Source organism: Aestuariibaculum lutulentum, assembly GCF_032926325.1.
Taxonomy (GTDB): Bacteria; Bacteroidota; Bacteroidia; order Flavobacteriales; family Flavobacteriaceae; genus Aestuariibaculum; species Aestuariibaculum lutulentum.
Genome location: NZ_CP136709.1, coordinates 3227655 through 3247104 on the forward strand (window position 1 = coordinate 3227655; position 19450 = coordinate 3247104).

The window sequence follows — 19450 nt, forward strand, 5'->3', positions numbered from 1 at the left end:
TTGAAACGCTTTTCAGTATTATTTTAAAAGGAAATCTTTTAAATCATCGTAAGTAGAAATAACTACAGATTCCTTTTTCTTATCCATAACTTCTTGAATTTGCTCTGGTAAAGGTTGTTTTTCTTTAATAACTTCTTCAACAACGTCTAAGAATTTTGTTGGGTGTGCAGTTTCTAAAAATACGCAATGTGCATCTGGTTCTAATTCTAAATAGTCTTTACAACCTAAATACCCCACAGCGCCATGCGGATCGGCAACGTAGTTGAAATCCTTATACATTTCGAGCATCGCTTCTTTGGTCTCAGCATCAGAATAACTAAATGAGGTTAAATTCTCTTTAAGGTTTTCAAAATCGTTTTTGTAAATCTCCTGAATACGGATAAAATTACTTGGAGCTCCAACATCCATGGCATTACTTATGGTTTGCACCGATGGTTTTGGTTCGTATAGTTTGGTGATTAAATAGCGAGTTACTACATTATTGGCATTGTTTGAAGCTACAAAGTGCTTGATTGGTAAACCTAATTGTTGCGCCATCATTCCTGCACAGATATTACCAAAGTTTCCACTTGGAACAGAAAACACAATGTCTTTATATTGTTTATGTAATTGCTTGTACGCAAACATAAAATAGAACAATTGAGGTAACCAACGCGCTACATTAATAGAGTTAGCCGATGTTAGTTGCATTTGGCTGGTTAAGCTTTCATCAAGGAAAGCCGTTTTTACCATGGCCTGGCAATCATCAAACGTGCCGTTAACTTCTAGTGCTTTAATATTTTGTCCGAGAGTAGTTAACTGCTTTTCTTGAATATCGCTCACTTTTCCACTTGGGTAAAGAATAACGACATTAACACCTTTTACACCTAAAAAACCATTGGCAACTGCACCACCAGTATCCCCTGATGTGGCAACTAAAACCGTAACCTCTTTATCGTTATCTTGATTAAAATATCCTAAACAACGTGCCATAAAACGGGCTCCAACATCTTTAAACGCCATGGTAGGGCCATGAAATAATTCAAGCGTTGAAATGTTGTCATTTAATTTTACTATCGGAAAATCGAAAGACAATGTTTCTTCAACGATAGTTTTTAGAATGTCTTCCGGGATTTCAGGAGAAACGAATTGTTTAATAGCTTCGAAAGCAATTTCGCTATATGACAAATTATCAATATTATCAAAAAAAGACTGAGGAAGCGGTGTAATACTTTCCGGGAAGTATAAGCCTTTATCGGGTGCCAACCCTTTTATAACGGCATCTCTAAAAGATGTATTTGGTGCTTGTTGGTTTAATGAGTAATAGTTCATTTTATTATCAAATAATGATGAATAGTTAGTTTAAAACTTTAATTCCGTTAGTGTTAATCTTAGTTACGTGAATGTCGAAATCAATATTTGTCTTCGAGTAAACCTGACTCATGGCTTCTTTAACCTTTTGCGCAGTTTCCAACCCTTTACTTAATGAAAAAATAGAAGGACCTGAACCTGAAATTCCGGCACCTAAAGCCCCAACTTCAATAACAGCTTGTTTAACGTCGTGGTAATGCGGAATCAACTGACTTCTGTAAGGTTCGACAATGACATCTTGAAGTGAACGGTGAATTAAACCATAATCGCTAGTATGTAAACCATGAATTAAACTTCCAAAGTTAGCCCATTGCGTAATGGCATTGCTTAACGCCACCTCTTTTGGAAGAATGGCTCTGGCTTCTGAAGTTTTTATTTCTATTTGCGGATGTATGATCGTAGCGTATAAATCTTTCGGTGATGGGATTTCTAAAATCTCTAAAGGACTGATACTTTTTACCAAAGTAAAGCCACCAAACATAGCGGGAGCGAGGTTATCGGCGTGTTCACATTTACTGGCTAAAGCTTCACCTTTAATAGCAAATTCGGTTAATTGTGTTTTGTTAAACGGACGACCAATAAGCTCGTTCATTCCAAAAACACTTCCTACGGCACTTGCAGCACTACTGCCTATACCACTTCCTGGCTTGATGTTTTTGTAAATTTCAATTTCGAAACCGAAATCCACATCTATAGCATTGTACATGGCTAAAGCAGAAACACCAGCCACATTTTCCTCAGCGTTATAAGGTAAATCGAAACCTTCAATATGTGTGATATGGATGCCTTTTCGTTCAACCTTTCTAATAACCATATCGTCTCCAACACTGTCAAGGCAAAATCCTAAAACATCGAAACCACAAGCCACATTGGCAACGGTAGCAGGTGAAAATATTTTTATTTCGTTCATTTTTTCTAATAAATAGTTCTCAGCAGCACTTGAGCAAAAGCTGGAATTTTGTTTGTATAATGTCATCTTTTCTTGTTTTAGTTAGATAACAGTTTTAATTATTTCCAATTCTTATTATATCGGCAAATAAACCAGAAGCCGTTACATCGGCACCAGCACCGGCTCCTTTTATAATCATTGGTTGGTTCGCGTAACGGTTGGTGTAGAACATGACAATGTTATCGCTACCTTTCAAATTATAAAACGGATGATCGCTTGGTATTTCCTGTAAGCTTACACTTGCTTTTCCGTTATTGAATTGTGCTACATATTTTAACTGACAGTCTTTCGCTTTCGCGGAAGTATATAAAGCCTGGTAATGAGCTTCATCTTCAATTAAAGTCTGATAGAAATCGTCTACAGAGTCACTTTTTAAACCGGCTTCCGACAAGAAAGGTGTGTTTTCAATATCTTCTAAATTCATTTCGACACCGCTTTCTCTGGCAAGAATTAAAATTTTTCTAGCCACATCAACACCACTTAAATCAATTCGTGGGTCAGGTTCTGTATAGCCTTCGGCTGCAGCCTGTTTTACAATATCATAGAACTTATTTGTATCATTAAAATTATTAAAAACAAAGTTTAAACTCCCTGATAATACCGCATGAATGGAAGTCACTTTATCTCCAGAAGCAACCAGATTATTAAGTGTATCCATGATAGGCAGACCGGCGCCAACATTAGTTTCAAATAAAAACGGTGCATTGTATTTAAGAGATAGGCGTTTCAGTAATTTATAATTGTCATAATCGCTTGAGCATGCAATTTTATTACAGGCAACTACACCTATACTTTGACGCAAATATTTTTCGTATAGTGAAGCCACATCCTTATTTGCTGTTACGTCAACGAAAATACTGTTGCGTAAGTTTAAAGATTTTGTTTTTTCGAAGAAACCATCTAAAGAAGCCTGCTCACCGTTTTCAAGTTGTTCTTTCCAGTCACTTAATTCGATGCCGTCTTCATTGAAAATCATTTTTCTTGAATTCGATAAACCAGCTATACGTAAGTTGATTTTTAAATTTTCTTTTAAATATTTACGTTGTTGTTTAATCTGTTCTACCAATTTTTCACCCACATTACCAACGCCGGTAATAAACACGTTTAGCTGTTTTGTTCTTGATTCGAAGAATTGCTCGTGTAACGTATTTAGTGCCTTTTTTACATCTTTTTCTGCAATAACCGTTGAAATGTTTTTTTCTGATGCTCCTTGGGCAATGGCACGAATGTTAATATTGTTTCTACCCAAAGCACTAAACATTTTTCCGCTAATACCCTGGTGGTTTTTCATGTTATCACCAACTAAAGCAATGATTGAAAGACCGGTTTCAACAATAATCGGATTGATTTTATGAAGCTGAATTTCGTTTTCAAACGTCGCATCTATGGCCGATTTCGCTAAATCTGCATCTTTTTCATCAATACCTAAGCATATAGAATGTTCAGATGACGCCTGAGTGATTAAAATCACATTAATTTTCTCCTGAGATAAGGTTTCAAATAAACGCTTCGAAAAACCCGGAATACCAACCATACCACTACCTTCTAAAGTCAGCAAGGCAATGTTACTAATATTACTAATACCTTTTACTACCGAGCCATTTACTGGAGCTTCATCGTTAGAAATTACGGTTCCGGCAGCTTCCGGCTCTAAAGTGTTTTTTATATGAATAGGAATATTTAAGTCCAGTACAGGTTGCACTGTTGGAGGGTATAATACTTTAGCTCCAAAGTGCGATAATTCCATAGCTTCCTGATACGATATTTTTTCAATAGGGTAGGCCTGCTTTACCAGTTTTGGATTAGTCGTAAACATACCACTTACATCTGTCCAGATTTCTAATTGTTCCACTTTTAAAGCAGCGGCAACAATAGCAGCTGTAAAGTCCGATCCTCCACGACCTAAAGTAGTTTGTTCGCCTAATTTAGATTTTGAAATGAACCCCGGAAGAATGGTAATTTTTTGAGTAGCACTATTAAAATAGTCCTGAATATTTTTATTTGTTAAGTCGTATTTAACTTCTGCTTTCGTGAAGTTGGAATTGGTAATGATTAATTCCTGTGAGTTCTTAGAATCAGCTGAAATCCCACGATTCTTCATCGTTTCAGCAATAATATACGATGATAATAATTCGCCGAAACTAACTAATTTATCAGATGTTTTTGGCGATAATTCATTGATTAAAAAGATACCATCTAATAAACTTTTAAGCGCACTTAGTTTTTCATCTACAAAAGAAATGATAGATGAACTGTTTCCTAAATTAAGTTCATTAATAATGTTAAAATGAATGTCTTTAATTAAGTTAAAAGTGTCGATATATTGTTGCTCCTTATTTTGAGCCTGTTTACCAGCTAAAAGCAGTTTGTCTGTAATGCCACCAACAGCCGAAACCACACAAGCAATGGTATCATTTTTAGAATAGTTTTCTAATATATTTATAACGTTGTTGATGTTTTTCGATGAACCTACAGATGTTCCTCCAAATTTTAAAACTTTCATGTTTTAAGAAATTGTTTGTTTAGTTAAATATGTTGTTTGGTTGTAATTGTAGAATTACACAATGAGCCTGAAGAATATATAATTAGCAACCCCAAGGGGTTGTAATAATTGTAGTTGTACCGAAAACAGTAGTGTATCCTTTTGAAGAAAAAGGATGCATTGTGCTAATATTTTGGGTTAAAAGATTCATTATTTCTGTAATAGTACTTTCCAAAAGTATTATTTTTAATGTAATAAAAAAACAAATCTAATTTTTTTACGGTATTCTTATATTGTATCGATTTTCGTTTAATAAAATTCACGAAAGGAATTGAGAAATGAATATTCAACAAAATAATTTTAAGATAATATTAAGAAGTTATAAAGAGGAAGTTTTTTAAAACATAAAAATATAAATGAAAATATTTTCGAAGGAACAGGTTTATGAAGGCGATCGTTTAACTGTAGAACGTCAACAAATATCGTCTGCAGATCTTATGGAGCGCGCAGGAGTGGCAATTTTTGATTGGTTTCATCGGCGCATGCAGGGTGAGCAAGTACCCATTCATGTTTTTTGTGGAATAGGTAATAATGGAGGTGATGGGTTAGTTTTGGCGAGGCATCTTATTCTGGATGGGTATAATGTAAAAACCTATATCGTTAATTATAGTGATAAGCGTTCTAAAGATTTTTTAATTAATTACGACCGAATTAAGCAAACCACAAAGGATTGGCCAACCTTATTAAAGGAAGGTGATGACTTTCCTGAAATAGGAGAACGCGATATAATTGTTGATGCTGTTTTCGGAATTGGTTTAAACCGACCTATACAGCAATGGGTTTTATTATTGTTTAAGCATTTTGATGAGTCAAGAGCCTTTACTTTGTCGGTAGATATTCCTTCCGGGTTACAAACCGATAAAGTTCCTGAAAGTGATTTGTGTGTCGTGAAAGCGAATTATACGTTGAGTTTTGTTACACCTAAACTCGTGTTCTTCTTGCCAGAAACCGCAAAGTTTACAGATCAATGGGAAGTATTAGATATTGGTTTTGACCAGCAATATATTTTTGAAACGGAAACTGAAGCTAATTTAATTGGTAAAAACGAAGTTATTCCTTTATATATTCCGCGAGATAAATTTTCACATAAAGGTAGTTTTGGCCATAGTTTGATTATTGGAGGAAGCTACGGAAAGATTGGTGCGGTAACCTTGGCAAGTAAAGCAGCCCTTACGGTGGGCTCAGGATTGGTTACGGCTTATGTTCCAAAATGCGGCTATATACCTTTGCAATCTGGATTTCCAGAAGCGATGGTTATAACTGATAAAAATGAGGAGAAAATCACGAATATTTCTTTTGTGATTAAGCCTACGGTTATAGGTTTGGGTGTAGGAATTGGAACTGCAGCGCCAACAATTAAAGCTTTGGAAGTTTTTTTTAAAGAAAATAAAATACCGTCCGTAATAGATGCTGACGGAATAAATATATTGTCCAGAGCGCCTGAGTTATTAGACTTATTACCACCTGAAACAGTTTTAACGCCACATCCTAAAGAATTAGAACGATTAATAGGCGAGTGGACTGACGATTTTGATAAGCTTAATAAGGTAAAAGCCTTCTCAAAAAAACATAATGTCATTGTAATTATTAAAGGCGCACATACCATTACAGTCTATCAAGAGAAACTTTATGTCAATTCAACTGGGAATCCGGGATTAGCCACAGCTGGAAGTGGTGATGTGTTAACGGGGATGATTACAGGATTAATAGCACAAGGTTACGATCCGTTGATTGCATCTGTTTTTGGTGTGTATTTACATGGAAAATCAGCAGATATTGCTGTTGAAGATTATGGTTATGAAAGTTTAACAGCCAGTCATGTTATTAATTATATCGGTGAAGCATATCTGGATTTGTTTAAACGACCAGAACCAACTCAGGAAGATGAACAAAATAACAAGGAACAGAAATAAAAAAAGGCAGCCTAATAGCTGCCCTTTTTTGTTGTTATAATGATTTAAATTAAATATCTAAAGAGGTAAATAATTCTGTTAATTTAGGATCTGAAGGTCTTGGTGCATTCGAGTTTACAATATTTCCATTCGGATCGATTAAGATAAAACGAGGAATACCGTTAATTTGGTACTTTTGAACAAAAGAGGATTTCCAATCACTATCAGCAAATAACTGAACACCTTTAAGTTCTTTTTCAGCAACCATAGATTTCCATTTTTCAAAATCTTTTTGTTGGTCAATTGAAATACTTACAAATTCGATTTTGTTATCATGAAACTTTTCTTCAACTTCCTTTAAGAAAGGAATTTCACGTTTACATGGTCCGCACCAGGTTGCCCAAACATCAACGTAAACATATTTTCCTTTTAAGTCTGAAAGCGATGTTTTTCCTCCTTCATAATTTACATAATCGGTAAAGGTTGGAGAAGGTTTTCCTTCCGCTAAGGCCATTAACTTATTATATTTTTCAGTGATAATGGCATTATTTTCTGAGTTTGTAGAGTTTTCAATGTATAAGTTGTAAAACGCTTCAACATCCTCTGCGCGACCAATGTATTGGTTTGCAAACTCGAAAGCCAAAGCATTTTTCATATCGGCATTGGTAATTGTTGCTACAGATTTTAAGTAAGCTACTTCATAATCAATGGAATCATTTTTAACTAATTCCTGTGCTTTATTTCTGTAGTGAGCAGACACTAAGTTTTTATAATAAGTTGAGTATTTAAAATCCTCTTGGTTTGAAAAATCTACGTTTTCTAATTCTTTCATGAATTCTTCAGAAACCTTGAATGTTGGATTTTGCGTTAAAGCTCGATGCGCATTTTCGTAGTTATCATGAAGCATTAAATAGAAGTAATTTATATTTCTTAACTCTTTGGCTTTAAACTCTTCAGGTAAACCTTTAGTTTCATTAAGTAAAGCGGAAAGTTCAGTCTTAATATCATTTAACTTAGCTTTATAAACGGCTTCTTCAAGCTTATATGTCTCTCTGGGATTACCGAAAAGTTCACCTTCTTTTTTTCTTTTAGCAATTAAGTAATTGTTAATTTCAGCACCCTTACCTGTAATAGTTAAAGAATTTTGAACATCGTTAATATCATAATTAACATTTAAATTAAAACCAGGTTCAACATAAAGGTAAACAGGTGTCTTTCCGTCGTATAGAGCGTAAAGATTTTTATTAGTATTTAGAGTATCTGCAAAAGTGCCGTTTTCAGCAACCATTAAATCTTCTTTAACAGACCCATCAGGCGTATTAATGGTTACTTTGGTGTTGGTTTTAAAATTTGTAATAGTTCCACCAATAAGGGCGTAATCTACTTGTGGCGTTTCTTTACAGGCTATCATAGCAACAGCTGTAGATAAGATTAGTAGTTTTTTCATGTTTGATTTTAGATTTAATGTTCTCAAAAATATAAAAACACATGGTTTAGCAGGCAACTTTCACTTAATATTAACGATTGATAATAGGTGGTTTTAAGCGGAGATGCTAAAAATGCATATATTCTATGAAAGGGAAGATATGTCGGCTGAAGTGATTTCAAGGAGGGCTCTTCATCGGTTTAATGTGCAGGTTGTCTAAAAGTTAATGATAAGTTAAAAACTACTTGTAAAACAGTATTTTATTACATAATTTTATCAAACCCATTCTCACATTCACTTGCCTTATTTTTTTGTGGTATCCTCTTTTTAATTAGAAGCGCATTTTGGTTAATAGCAAAATTTAAGAATGCCCTCTTAATCACCTTGTACAGTAAGTAAACTTAGGTTGTAATATTACTCCTTAAGTTATAAGTTAATTTCCTTTTGTTGTGGCTTTTGTAAAAGCCCTCAATTTTACTATTTATTGAAACTTCATTTCTGTTGTGGTTTAAAAGCCCACTTATCAGCCTTTTACTAGCAAGTTGTGTTAAATCATTTTGTGATTTTATATAATTTGAACTTTACGATTGTTGTGTTAACATTTTTTACTAATTAAAACTACTGTTATGTTAATGAACAACTTTACTAACTACAACAAGAACGCTACATTCTTGAGTTATTTTTGCTGTTTCTGGAGTTCTTTTCGGAAACGGTTTGCAAGTATAGCCAGTATCTTTACGGTTATGCTTTTTTTGTTTTTTTCAAGTACAGTTTCGGCTCAAATTGGAGTACCATGTATTGATGGTAATTCTACTGAATGGGATGGGTCTACTGTAATTGAACAGGCAACTTTTGAACTTCGTCATGACACCTTTATAGGTAATGAGGATGACATCTTTACTAGCGGTAAAGATTTTAAAGCATGGGGGGATTACTCACCAACACCAGATTACAGTACTTGGACTTACAGCCCAATGCAGGCGAAAAGCGATATTATGAATGGTGCCGCCGTTATCTTTACAGGTATCACAGGGGCGCCAGGTTGTACAAGTGATTTCGGAGCCTATGACTCTAATCATACTTATTTATTTTTTGCAGGTGATAGAGAAAGCAACAACGGTACAGGTTATATTGGATTCTGGTTTTTACTAGGTGGGTCTCAAGCTACTATAGACGCTGATGGAAATAAAATTTTCTCACCGAATCATTATACGAATTTTGGTGAACCAAAACCAGAAGGAGGAACTTATGGGTTGGAGGATTGTGTTGGAGATTTATTATTACTTGCCGATTTTACCGGAGGTGGACGTGATGCCGCTGTAACGGTTTTTAAATGGGTAGGGAAAGGAAATGGAACCGTTGGAGGTAATAAGCAAGCGGACAGATCATTTTTCCCGATAGGAACCGCTTCACAAGTAGGTCAGAATAATGCAGAGATGGTTGATGTGCCATCTAATTTCATTGTTCCTACGGGGCAAATAAAATATGATTATAATGAGTTCTATGAAGGAGTTATAGACATTACAGAAGTATTTAATTTAACTGATAATCCTCAACAATTACTTTGCTCAGCTACATGGATGTTAGAAACCAGGTCTTCAGCTGAATTAACCGCAGATTCGAAAGATTTTGTTGGTGGTAGTTTTAATATAGCTCCAACTATTCAGGCATCTAGTACAACGGTTTGTGCTGGAGATATGGGAAGTTTAACAGCGACACTTTATGATGCTAATAACGATGAAGTTTCACCAGATGGTTACACATTTGAATGGTATAAGGAAGCCGATTGGAATGATGGCATGCCAGATTCTGCCAACGATGTAGGGGATGGAAGTAATATACTTTCCTTTGAAGCAGCCGGCCCTAGTGATATAGGGACTTATTATGTTATCGCTACAAGTGAAACAGAATGTACTCCAACAGGATTTGGTACAGGTGTTTTTGGTATTAGGGTGCCTCCAAACGTACAGAGTGCTCCAATATTTTCATATTGTACTGATGAGATAACCGCTCCTGACGATGAAACGACATTAGATAATTTTAAAACAAATTTGGTAACATTATTGGAAGAACTTAAAGTGTTACTTGAAAATAATGACTTAACTTTTGCCGATTTAAATTTTGAATGGTTTAAGGATGTTAATAGAGAAGAATTAATTACCAAATTTGGTGATTTAGTTGGAGGTTTAACATTAAATACAGATAATGTTGTATATGCCAAAGTAAGGTCAACAGAGCCTGATGCATGTTTTGCTCCATTTCAATTTACTGTTAGGTTAAATACGCCTCCGGCTCCAGAATTCGGACCTTTAACTTTATGTGAAGAAGGAGGAAGTACAGGAACAGCAAGCTTTAATTTGAATAACGGAATTAATGCCGGTGGAGACTTAGGTGTTGATGAAACTGCTAGCTTTTTCTTATCCCTAGAAGATGCTGAAAATAACGAAAACGCTATAGGTTCTCCTGAGAGTTATGTGTCAGGAAACGATGAAATATTTGCTAGAGTAGATAATACGTCTTCAAATTGTTTTGCCATAGGATCATTTACTTTAACGGTTTTGGAGGCTATAACAATATCCTGTCCTGAAGATGATGGTGTTGTTGCTTGTACTTCACAAGAAGATCTCAACACAGCTTTTAATGATTGGAAAGCATTATTTACTTATCAAGTTGGTGACACTCAAGAGTCAGTGATGTACAGTATTAATGGAGAAGACCCTATTGGAAGTTTAGATGAAATTATGGCTCCAGATATTTGTGGCGGAGAAATAACTATTGAAATTATAGCATCGGATGAATGTGTTGTTGATGGTTTAACATGTTCAGCAACTTTTACAGTAGATTCAGCACCAGACTTAACGATTGATACTCCGGCCAACAAGACAGTAAGTGCATGTGACGGCGATATAGCAGCGCAGTGGGATGCCTTTGTAGCGGCGTTTAGTGTAAGCGGCGGATGTTCACCATCAGGGGCATTTGAGGTAACACCAGCGATGCCAGATGTATGTGGCGGAAGTATAGAATTGAACTATCAGGTAAGTGATGTGTGTTATGCAGGTTCAGATAATAAAGCAACCTTTACCATTACAGCAGCACCAGACTTAACGATTGATACTCCGGCCAACAAGACAGTAAGTGCATGTGATGGCGATATAGCAGCGCAGTGGGATGCCTTTGTAGCGGCGTTTAGTGTAAGCGGCGGATGTTCACCATCAGGGGCATTTGAGGTAACACCAGCGATGCCAGATGTATGTGGCGGAAGTATAGAATTGAACTATCAGGTAAGTGATGTGTGTTATGCAGGTTCAGATAATAAAGCAACCTTTACCATTACAGCAGCACCAGACTTAACGATTGATACTCCGGCCAACAAGACAGTAAGTGCATGTGATGGCGATATAGCAGCGCAGTGGGATGCCTTTGTAGCGGCGTTTAGTGTAAGCGGCGGATGTTCACCATCAGGGGCATTTGAAGTAACACCAGCGATGCCAGATGTATGTGGCGGAAGTATAGAATTGAACTATCAGGTAAGTGATGTGTGTTATGCAGGTTCAGATAATAAAGCAACCTTTACCATTACAGCAGCACCAGACTTAACGATTGATACTCCGGCCAACAAGACAGTAAGTGCATGTGACGGCGATATAGCAGCGCAGTGGGATGCCTTTGTAGCGGCGTTTAGTGTAAGCGGCGGATGTTCACCATCAGGGGCATTTGAGGTAACACCAGCGATGCCAGATGTATGTGGCGGAAGTATAGAATTGAACTATCAGGTAAGTGATGTGTGTTATGCAGGTTCAGATAATAAAGCAACCTTTACCATTACAGCAGCACCAGACTTAACGATTGATACTCCGGCCAACAAGACAGTAAGTGCATGTGACGGCGATATAGCAGCGCAGTGGGATGCCTTTGTAGCGGCGTTTAGTGTAAGCGGCGGATGTTCACCATCAGGGGCATTTGAGGTAACACCAGCGATGCCAGATGTATGTGGGGGAAGTATAGAATTGAACTATCAGGTAAGTGATGTGTGTTATGCAGGTTCAGATAATAAAGCAACCTTTACCATTACAGCAGCACCAGACTTAACGATTGATACTCCGGCCAACAAGACAGTAAGTGCATGTGACGGCGATATAGCAGCGCAGTGGGATGCCTTTGTAGCGGCGTTTAGTGTAAGCGGCGGATGTTCACCATCAGGGGCATTTGAGGTAACACCAGCGATGCCAGATGTATGTGGCGGAAGTATAGAATTGAACTATCAGGTAAGTGATGTGTGTTATGCAGGTTCAGATAATAAAGCAACCTTTACCATTACAGCAGCACCAGACTTAACGATTGATACTCCGGCCAACAAGACAGTAAGTGCATGTGACGGCGATATAGCAGCGCAGTGGGATGCCTTTGTAGCGGCGTTTAGTGTAAGCGGCGGATGTTCACCATCAGGGGCATTTGAGGTAACACCAGCGATGCCAGATGTATGTGGCGGAAGTATAGAATTGAACTATCAGGTAAGTGATGTGTGTTATGCAGGTTCAGATAATAAAGCAACCTTTACCATTACAGCAGCACCAGACTTAACGATTGATACTCCGGCCAACAAGACAGTAAGTGCATGTGACGGCGATATAGCAGCGCAGTGGGATGCCTTTGTAGCGGCGTTTAGTGTAAGCGGCGGATGTTCACCATCAGGGGCATTTGAGGTAACACCAGCGATGCCAGATGTATGTGGCGGAAGTATAGAATTGAACTATCAGGTAAGTGATGTGTGTTATGCAGGTTCAGATAATAAAGCAACCTTTACCATTACAGCAGCACCAGACTTAACGATTGATACTCCGGCCAACAAGACAGTAAGTGCATGTGACGGCGATATAGCAGCGCAGTGGGATGCCTTTGTAGCGGCGTTTAGTGTAAGCGGCGGATGTTCACCATCAGGGGCATTTGAAGTAACACCAGCGATGCCAGATGTATGTGGCGGAAGTATAGAATTGAACTATCAGGTAAGTGATGTGTGTTATGCAGGTTCAGATAATAAAGCAACCTTTACCATTACAGCAGCACCAGACTTAACGATTGATACTCCGGCCAACAAGACAGTAAGTGCATGTGATGGCGATATAGCAGCGCAGTGGGATGCCTTTGTAGCGGCGTTTAGTGTAAGCGGCGGATGTTCACCATCAGGGGCATTTGAAGTAACACCAGCGATGCCAGATGTATGTGGCGGAAGTATAGAATTGAACTATCAGGTAAGTGATGTGTGTTATGCAGGTTCAGATAATAAAGCAACCTTTACCATTACAGCAGCACCAGACTTAACGATTGATACTCCGGCCAACAAGACAGTAAGTGCATGTGACGGCGATATAGCAGCGCAGTGGGATGCCTTTGTAGCGGCGTTTAGTGTAAGCGGCGGATGTTCACCATCAGGGGCATTTGAGGTAACACCAGCGATGCCAGATGTATGTGGCGGAAGTATAGAATTGAACTATCAGGTAAGTGATGTGTGTTATGCAGGTTCAGATAATAAAGCAACCTTTACCATTACAGCAGCACCAGACTTAACGATTGATACTCCGGCCAACAAGACAGTAAGTGCATGTGACGGCGATATAGCAGCGCAGTGGGATGCCTTTGTAGCGGCGTTTAGTGTAAGCGGCGGATGTTCACCATCAGGGGCATTTGAGGTAACACCAGCGATGCCAGATGTATGTGGCGGAAGTATAGAATTGAACTATCAGGTAAGTGATGTGTGTTATGCAGGTTCAGATAATAAAGCAACCTTTACCATTACAGCAGCACCAGACTTAACGATTGATACTCCGGCCAACAAGACAGTAAGTGCATGTGACGGCGATATAGCAGCGCAGTGGGATGCCTTTGTAGCGGCGTTTAGTGTAAGCGGCGGATGTTCACCATCAGGGGCATTTGAGGTAACACCAGCGATGCCAGATGTATGTGGCGGAAGTATAGAATTGAACTATCAGGTAAGTGATGTGTGTTATGCAGGTTCAGATAATAAAGCAACCTTTACCATTACAGCAGCACCAGACTTAACGATTGATACTCCGGCCAACAAGACAGTAAGTGCATGTGATGGCGATATAGCAGCGCAGTGGGATGCCTTTGTAGCGGCGTTTAGTGTAAGCGGCGGATGTTCACCATCAGGGGCATTTGAGGTAACACCAGCGATGCCAGATGTATGTGGCGGAAGTATAGAATTGAACTATCAGGTAAGTGATGTGTGTTATGCAGGTTCAGATAATAAAGCAACCTTTACCATTACAGCAGCACCAGACTTAACGATTGATACTCCGGCCAACAAGACAGTAAGTGCATGTGATGGCGATATAGCAGCGCAGTGGGATGCCTTTGTAGCGGCGTTTAGTGTAAGCGGCGGATGTTCACCATCAGGGGCATTTGAAGTAACACCAGCGATGCCAGATGTATGTGGCGGAAGTATAGAATTGAACTATCAGGTAAGTGATGTGTGTTATGCAGGTTCAGATAATAAAGCAACCTTTACCATTACAGCAGCACCAGACTTAACGATTGATACTCCGGCCAACAAGACAGTAAGTGCATGTGACGGCGATATAGCAGCGCAGTGGGATGCCTTTGTAGCGGCGTTTAGTGTAAGCGGCGGATGTTCACCATCAGGGGCATTTGAGGTAACACCAGCGATGCCAGATGTATGTGGCGGAAGTATAGAATTGAACTATCAGGTAAGTGATGTGTGTTATGCAGGTTCAGATAATAAAGCAACCTTTACCATTACAGCAGCACCAGACTTAACGATTGATACTCCGGCCAACAAGACAGTAAGTGCATGTGACGGCGATATAGCAGCGCAGTGGGATGCCTTTGTAGCGGCGTTTAGTGTAAGCGGCGGATGTTCACCATCAGGGGCATTTGAGGTAACACCAGCGATGCCAGATGTATGTGGCGGAAGTATAGAATTGAACTATCAGGTAAGTGATGTGTGTTATGCAGGTTCAGATAATAAAGCAACCTTTACCATTACAGCAGCACCAGACTTAACGATTGATACTCCGGCCAACAAGACAGTAAGTGCATGTGACGGCGATATAGCAGCGCAGTGGGATGCCTTTGTAGCGGCGTTTAGTGTAAGCGGCGGATGTTCACCATCAGGGGCATTTGAGGTAACACCAGCGATGCCAGATGTATGTGGGGGAAGTATAGAATTGAACTATCAGGTAAGTGATGTGTGTTATGCAGGTTCAGATAATAAAGCAACCTTTACCATTACAGCAGCACCAGACTTAACGATTGATACTCCGGCCAACAAGACAGTAAGTGCATGTGATGGCGATATAGCAGCGCAGTGGGATGCCTTTGTAGCGGCGTTTAGTGTAAGCGGCGGATGTTCACCATCAGGGGCATTTGAGGTAACACCAGCGATGCCAGATGTATGTGGCGGAAGTATAGAATTGAACTATCAGGTAAGTGATGTGTGTTATGCAGGTTCAGATAATAAAGCAACCTTTACCATTACAGCAGCACCAGACTTAACGATTGATACTCCGGCCAACAAGACAGTAAGTGCATGTGATGGCGATATAGCAGCGCAGTGGGATGCCTTTGTAGCGGCGTTTAGTGTAAGCGGCGGATGTTCACCATCAGGGGCATTTGAGGTAACACCAGCGATGCCAGATGTATGTGGGGGAAGTATAGAATTGAACTATCAGGTAAGTGATGTGTGTTATGCAGGTTCAGATAATAAAGCAACCTTTACCATTACAGCAGCACCAGACTTAACGATTGATACTCCGGCCAACAAGACAGTAAGTGCATGTGACGGCGATATAGCAGCGCAGTGGGATGCCTTTGTAGCGGCGTTTAGTGTAAGCGGCGGATGTTCACCATCAGGGGCATTTGAGGTAACACCAGCGATGCCAGATGTATGTGGCGGAAGTATAGAATTGAACTATCAGGTAAGTGATGTGTGTTATGCAGGTTCAGATAATAAAGCAACCTTTACCATTACAGCAGCACCAGACTTAACGATTGATACTCCGGCCAACAAGACAGTAAGTGCATGTGATGGCGATATAGCAGCGCAGTGGGATGCCTTTGTAGCGGCGTTTAGTGTAAGCGGCGGATGTTCACCATCAGGGGCATTTGAAGTAACACCAGCGATGCCAGATGTATGTGGCGGAAGTATAGAATTGAACTATCAGGTAAGTGATGTGTGTTATGCAGGTTCAGATAATAAAGCAACCTTTACCATTACAGCAGCACCAGACTTAACGATTGATACTCCGGCCAACAAGACAGTAAGTGCATGTGATGGCGATATAGCAGCGCAGTGGGATGCCTTTGTAGCGGCGTTTAGTGTAAGCGGCGGATGTTCACCATCAGGGGCATTTGAAGTAACACCAGCGATGCCAGATGTATGTGGCGGAAGTATAGAATTGAACTATCAGGTAAGTGATGTGTGTTATGCAGGTTCAGATAATAAAGCAACCTTTACCATTACAGCAGCACCAGACTTAACGATTGATACTCCGGCCAACAAGACAGTAAGTGCATGTGACGGCGATATAGCAGCGCAGTGGGATGCCTTTGTAGCGGCGTTTAGTGTAAGCGGCGGATGTTCACCATCAGGGGCATTTGAGGTAACACCAGCGATGCCAGATGTATGTGGCGGAAGTATAGAATTGAACTATCAGGTAAGTGATGTGTGTTATGCAGGTTCAGATAATAAAGCAACCTTTACCATTACAGCAGCACCAGACTTAACGATTGATACTCCGGCCAACAAGACAGTAAGTGCATGTGACGGCGATATAGCAGCGCAGTGGGATGCCTTTGTAGCGGCGTTTAGTGTAAGCGGCGGATGTTCACCATCAGGGGCATTTGAGGTAACACCAGCGATGCCAGATGTATGTGGCGGAAGTATAGAATTGAACTATCAGGTAAGTGATGTGTGTTATGCAGGTTCAGATAATAAAGCAACCTTTACCATTACAGCAGCACCAGATGTTGTAATAATATTACCAGATGTAGGAGAAACTACCATTTGTAATGGTGCTTTTCCAGAGTCTTTAACAGCAAGTTATACTGGATGTGTTCCGGGAGTATTAACAGTAGGACCTACAAATATTCGCTATAGTAATGATGGTTGCGCAGAATTGGCAGATTATGTATTTACAACGCCTCTTGATGTATGCGGTAACTTCGATACTAAAACAATTACAATAACTCGTGAGTTTGATAAATATGATAATTGCGAAACCATGTTTGCCCGTAACGGTGCCGACGCCTTATGTTTCTTAGATGATAACGTTGGGGAAGATGGTGGAGACTTTAACCGTTGGGGCTGGACTAATTTAGTAGCACCTAGTGATACAGATTATGTTATGGATTTATATGCTGGAGCGGCGCATTGTGATATAACTAAAGGAGCACATGTAGGTACAGCGACAGTTAGCTATAATGGTTCTAATATGACCGTATCATACAACTTGTTTGAAGGTTATGGAATGAGTGAGGCGCATGTTTATGTTGGTTGTGATTTATATCCAACAAAAAGAGGCGAATATACAGTAGCGCCAGGACAATATAATTTCAACCCAGGAGGATCATACGACTATGTTGAAGATTTAACCATAGAAATTGAAGATTTACCAGGAACTGAGTTGTATGTAATAATTCATGGCGTTGTTTGTGAGGAAGTATGTAAATGTTCTGAAGAAACATCTCATGGAGGTACAGTAAATGTAAGTGGTGATACGAATTGTCCTGATTCTGAGCTAATGGCGAAAACTGATTCTACAGAGGAGACAGCGTACTTTACTGCTTATCCCGTTCCATATGAGAATGAAGTTACTATTAGTTATAAGTTTGACTATGATACAGATGTTACAATTGAAGTGTACGATATGAAAGGCGCTTTACTTAAACAAACTGTAAATAATAGTTATTCGAAAGGAAGTAAAATAGAAACTAAGTTAGACTTGTCATTATTTGATGATCAAATGTTATTTGTAAGAATAACAAGTTCTAAAGGAACTATGATTAAGAAAATTGTTTCAAACAAAAAACAATAATTTAGAATAATTGTAGCAAATTAAAAGGGAGCTATTAAGCTCCCTTTTTTATTATAATAATATCTAATTTATTAGAAATTTTATTGATTTTGTGAAATTGTCAATTGTAATTTGTGCAATGTAAACACCTTTGGTTAAAGAATTAATATTTACACTTTCATTAGTAACATTTAAATTTTTACTCAAGACATTCTGACCTAAAAGGTTAAAAATAGTTATATTACTAATTGGCTTATTTGCAGATTTCAGTTCTAAGCTATTATTGTTCTTTGAGTAGTAGAACGAAAAATTATCGGATTCGAAATCTTCAATACCAAGGGTTTTGGAACTAATGGTGACTTCATCGATTTCAATATTAGATTGGTCAGTAGAATTATGATGTCTAAAAGCTATATATATCGTGTTACCAGCAAGGCTAGACACATTTAATTTAGCAACAACAAAATCTCCATTTCCTCCAATATCATCAACATAAGCACTCTGTTTTACAGAACTAGCTTCTAATGTGGTTGTTTGTTTTCCAGTTGCGGCGTATACAGTATAATATTCATGTGCATAATTTTTAGAAGCACTTCTAATTTTATAAGATAACTCTATGTTGTCACTGGATGAAAAAGAAGTTAAGTCTATAGGGTAAGAAATAATCCAGTTGTCTGGATTTAAAGCACCAGAAGAAGTATAATAAGAATATGAAGCTATTACTTTATACCCGCCATAGGTGTCGCTATAATTCCACCATATCCAATTGTTGTTATCTCCATCTTGATCTATTAAATCCCAACAAACGCCAACTGTAGTTTGATCATCAAAATTATCTGATACTGGTAAGGTACCATAACAAGACTGGGCATGATTGAAAATAGTCATACTCAAACCAATAAAAAGTAATAATGTTCTCATAATCAATAATTTAATTTGAGGTAAAAATAATAACAAATACATTTAATCGAATAAAAACGATGTTTAATCGATGAAATGCGTTATTTTTTAACTTTTAAGTAAGATTATGAATACATTTATTATTATTAACAACAATAATAATATTATATCTCCTACTAACTTTATGATTGAATCGGCAAAAATAGATTTATTTAAGATAACTATGATTTTGTACTACGTTAAATATTAACAAGTTATCATTAAAGAAATAGTCTACCTCGTTTTGGGTAATTGTATTACAAAAGTTTTTGAATGTTTCAGAACGTTAATTTTTACGGT

Annotated in this window: 7 protein-coding genes; 2 read left to right on the forward strand and 5 right to left on the reverse strand. The window is 38.3% G+C overall.

The window, feature by feature from the left end:
* Positions 1–18: 18 nt before the first annotated feature.
* The 3 genes from thrC to thrA form a co-directional block, all read right to left on the reverse strand.
* Entirely contained in the window at positions 19–1311 is a 1293-nt protein-coding gene (gene thrC / locus R1X58_RS13750) for a threonine synthase (RefSeq protein WP_240573925.1), read from the reverse strand.
* 25 nt (positions 1312–1336) lie between these two features.
* On the reverse strand, positions 1337–2260 hold the full coding sequence (locus tag R1X58_RS13755) for a homoserine kinase (protein ID WP_240574640.1): 924 nt from the start codon (positions 2258–2260) through the stop codon (positions 1337–1339).
* 94 nt (positions 2261–2354) lie between these two features.
* Positions 2355–4802: a bifunctional aspartate kinase/homoserine dehydrogenase I gene (gene thrA, locus R1X58_RS13760; protein WP_240573923.1), complete on the reverse strand. Its 2448-nt coding sequence runs from the start codon at positions 4800–4802 to the stop codon at positions 2355–2357.
* 395 nt (positions 4803–5197) lie between these two features.
* Here thrA and R1X58_RS13765 point away from each other — a divergent pair, with 395 nt between their 5' ends.
* The gene (locus R1X58_RS13765; RefSeq protein ID WP_240573921.1) at positions 5198–6754 is read left to right on the forward strand and encodes an NAD(P)H-hydrate dehydratase; all 1557 of its coding nucleotides are present in this window, start codon (positions 5198–5200) and stop codon (positions 6752–6754) included.
* Between the two features lie 49 nt (positions 6755–6803).
* Here R1X58_RS13765 and R1X58_RS13770 read toward each other — a convergent pair whose 3' ends face one another.
* Complete coding sequence (locus R1X58_RS13770) at positions 6804–8180, reverse strand: TlpA family protein disulfide reductase (RefSeq protein WP_240573902.1); 1377 nt, start codon at positions 8178–8180, stop codon at positions 6804–6806.
* Between the two features lie 722 nt (positions 8181–8902).
* Between R1X58_RS13770 and R1X58_RS13775 the strand changes: the two genes are divergently transcribed.
* Positions 8903–18232 (forward strand): T9SS type A sorting domain-containing protein, encoded by a 9330-nt coding sequence (locus R1X58_RS13775; protein WP_317292988.1) that lies wholly within the window; start codon positions 8903–8905, stop codon positions 18230–18232.
* Between the two features lie 63 nt (positions 18233–18295).
* On the opposite strand, the gene R1X58_RS13780 is transcribed toward R1X58_RS13775, so the two are convergent.
* Positions 18296–19132, reverse strand: coding sequence for a T9SS-dependent choice-of-anchor J family protein (locus R1X58_RS13780; protein WP_240573893.1), 837 nt, complete (start codon positions 19130–19132; stop codon positions 18296–18298).
* Positions 19133–19450: the final 318 nt, after the last annotated feature.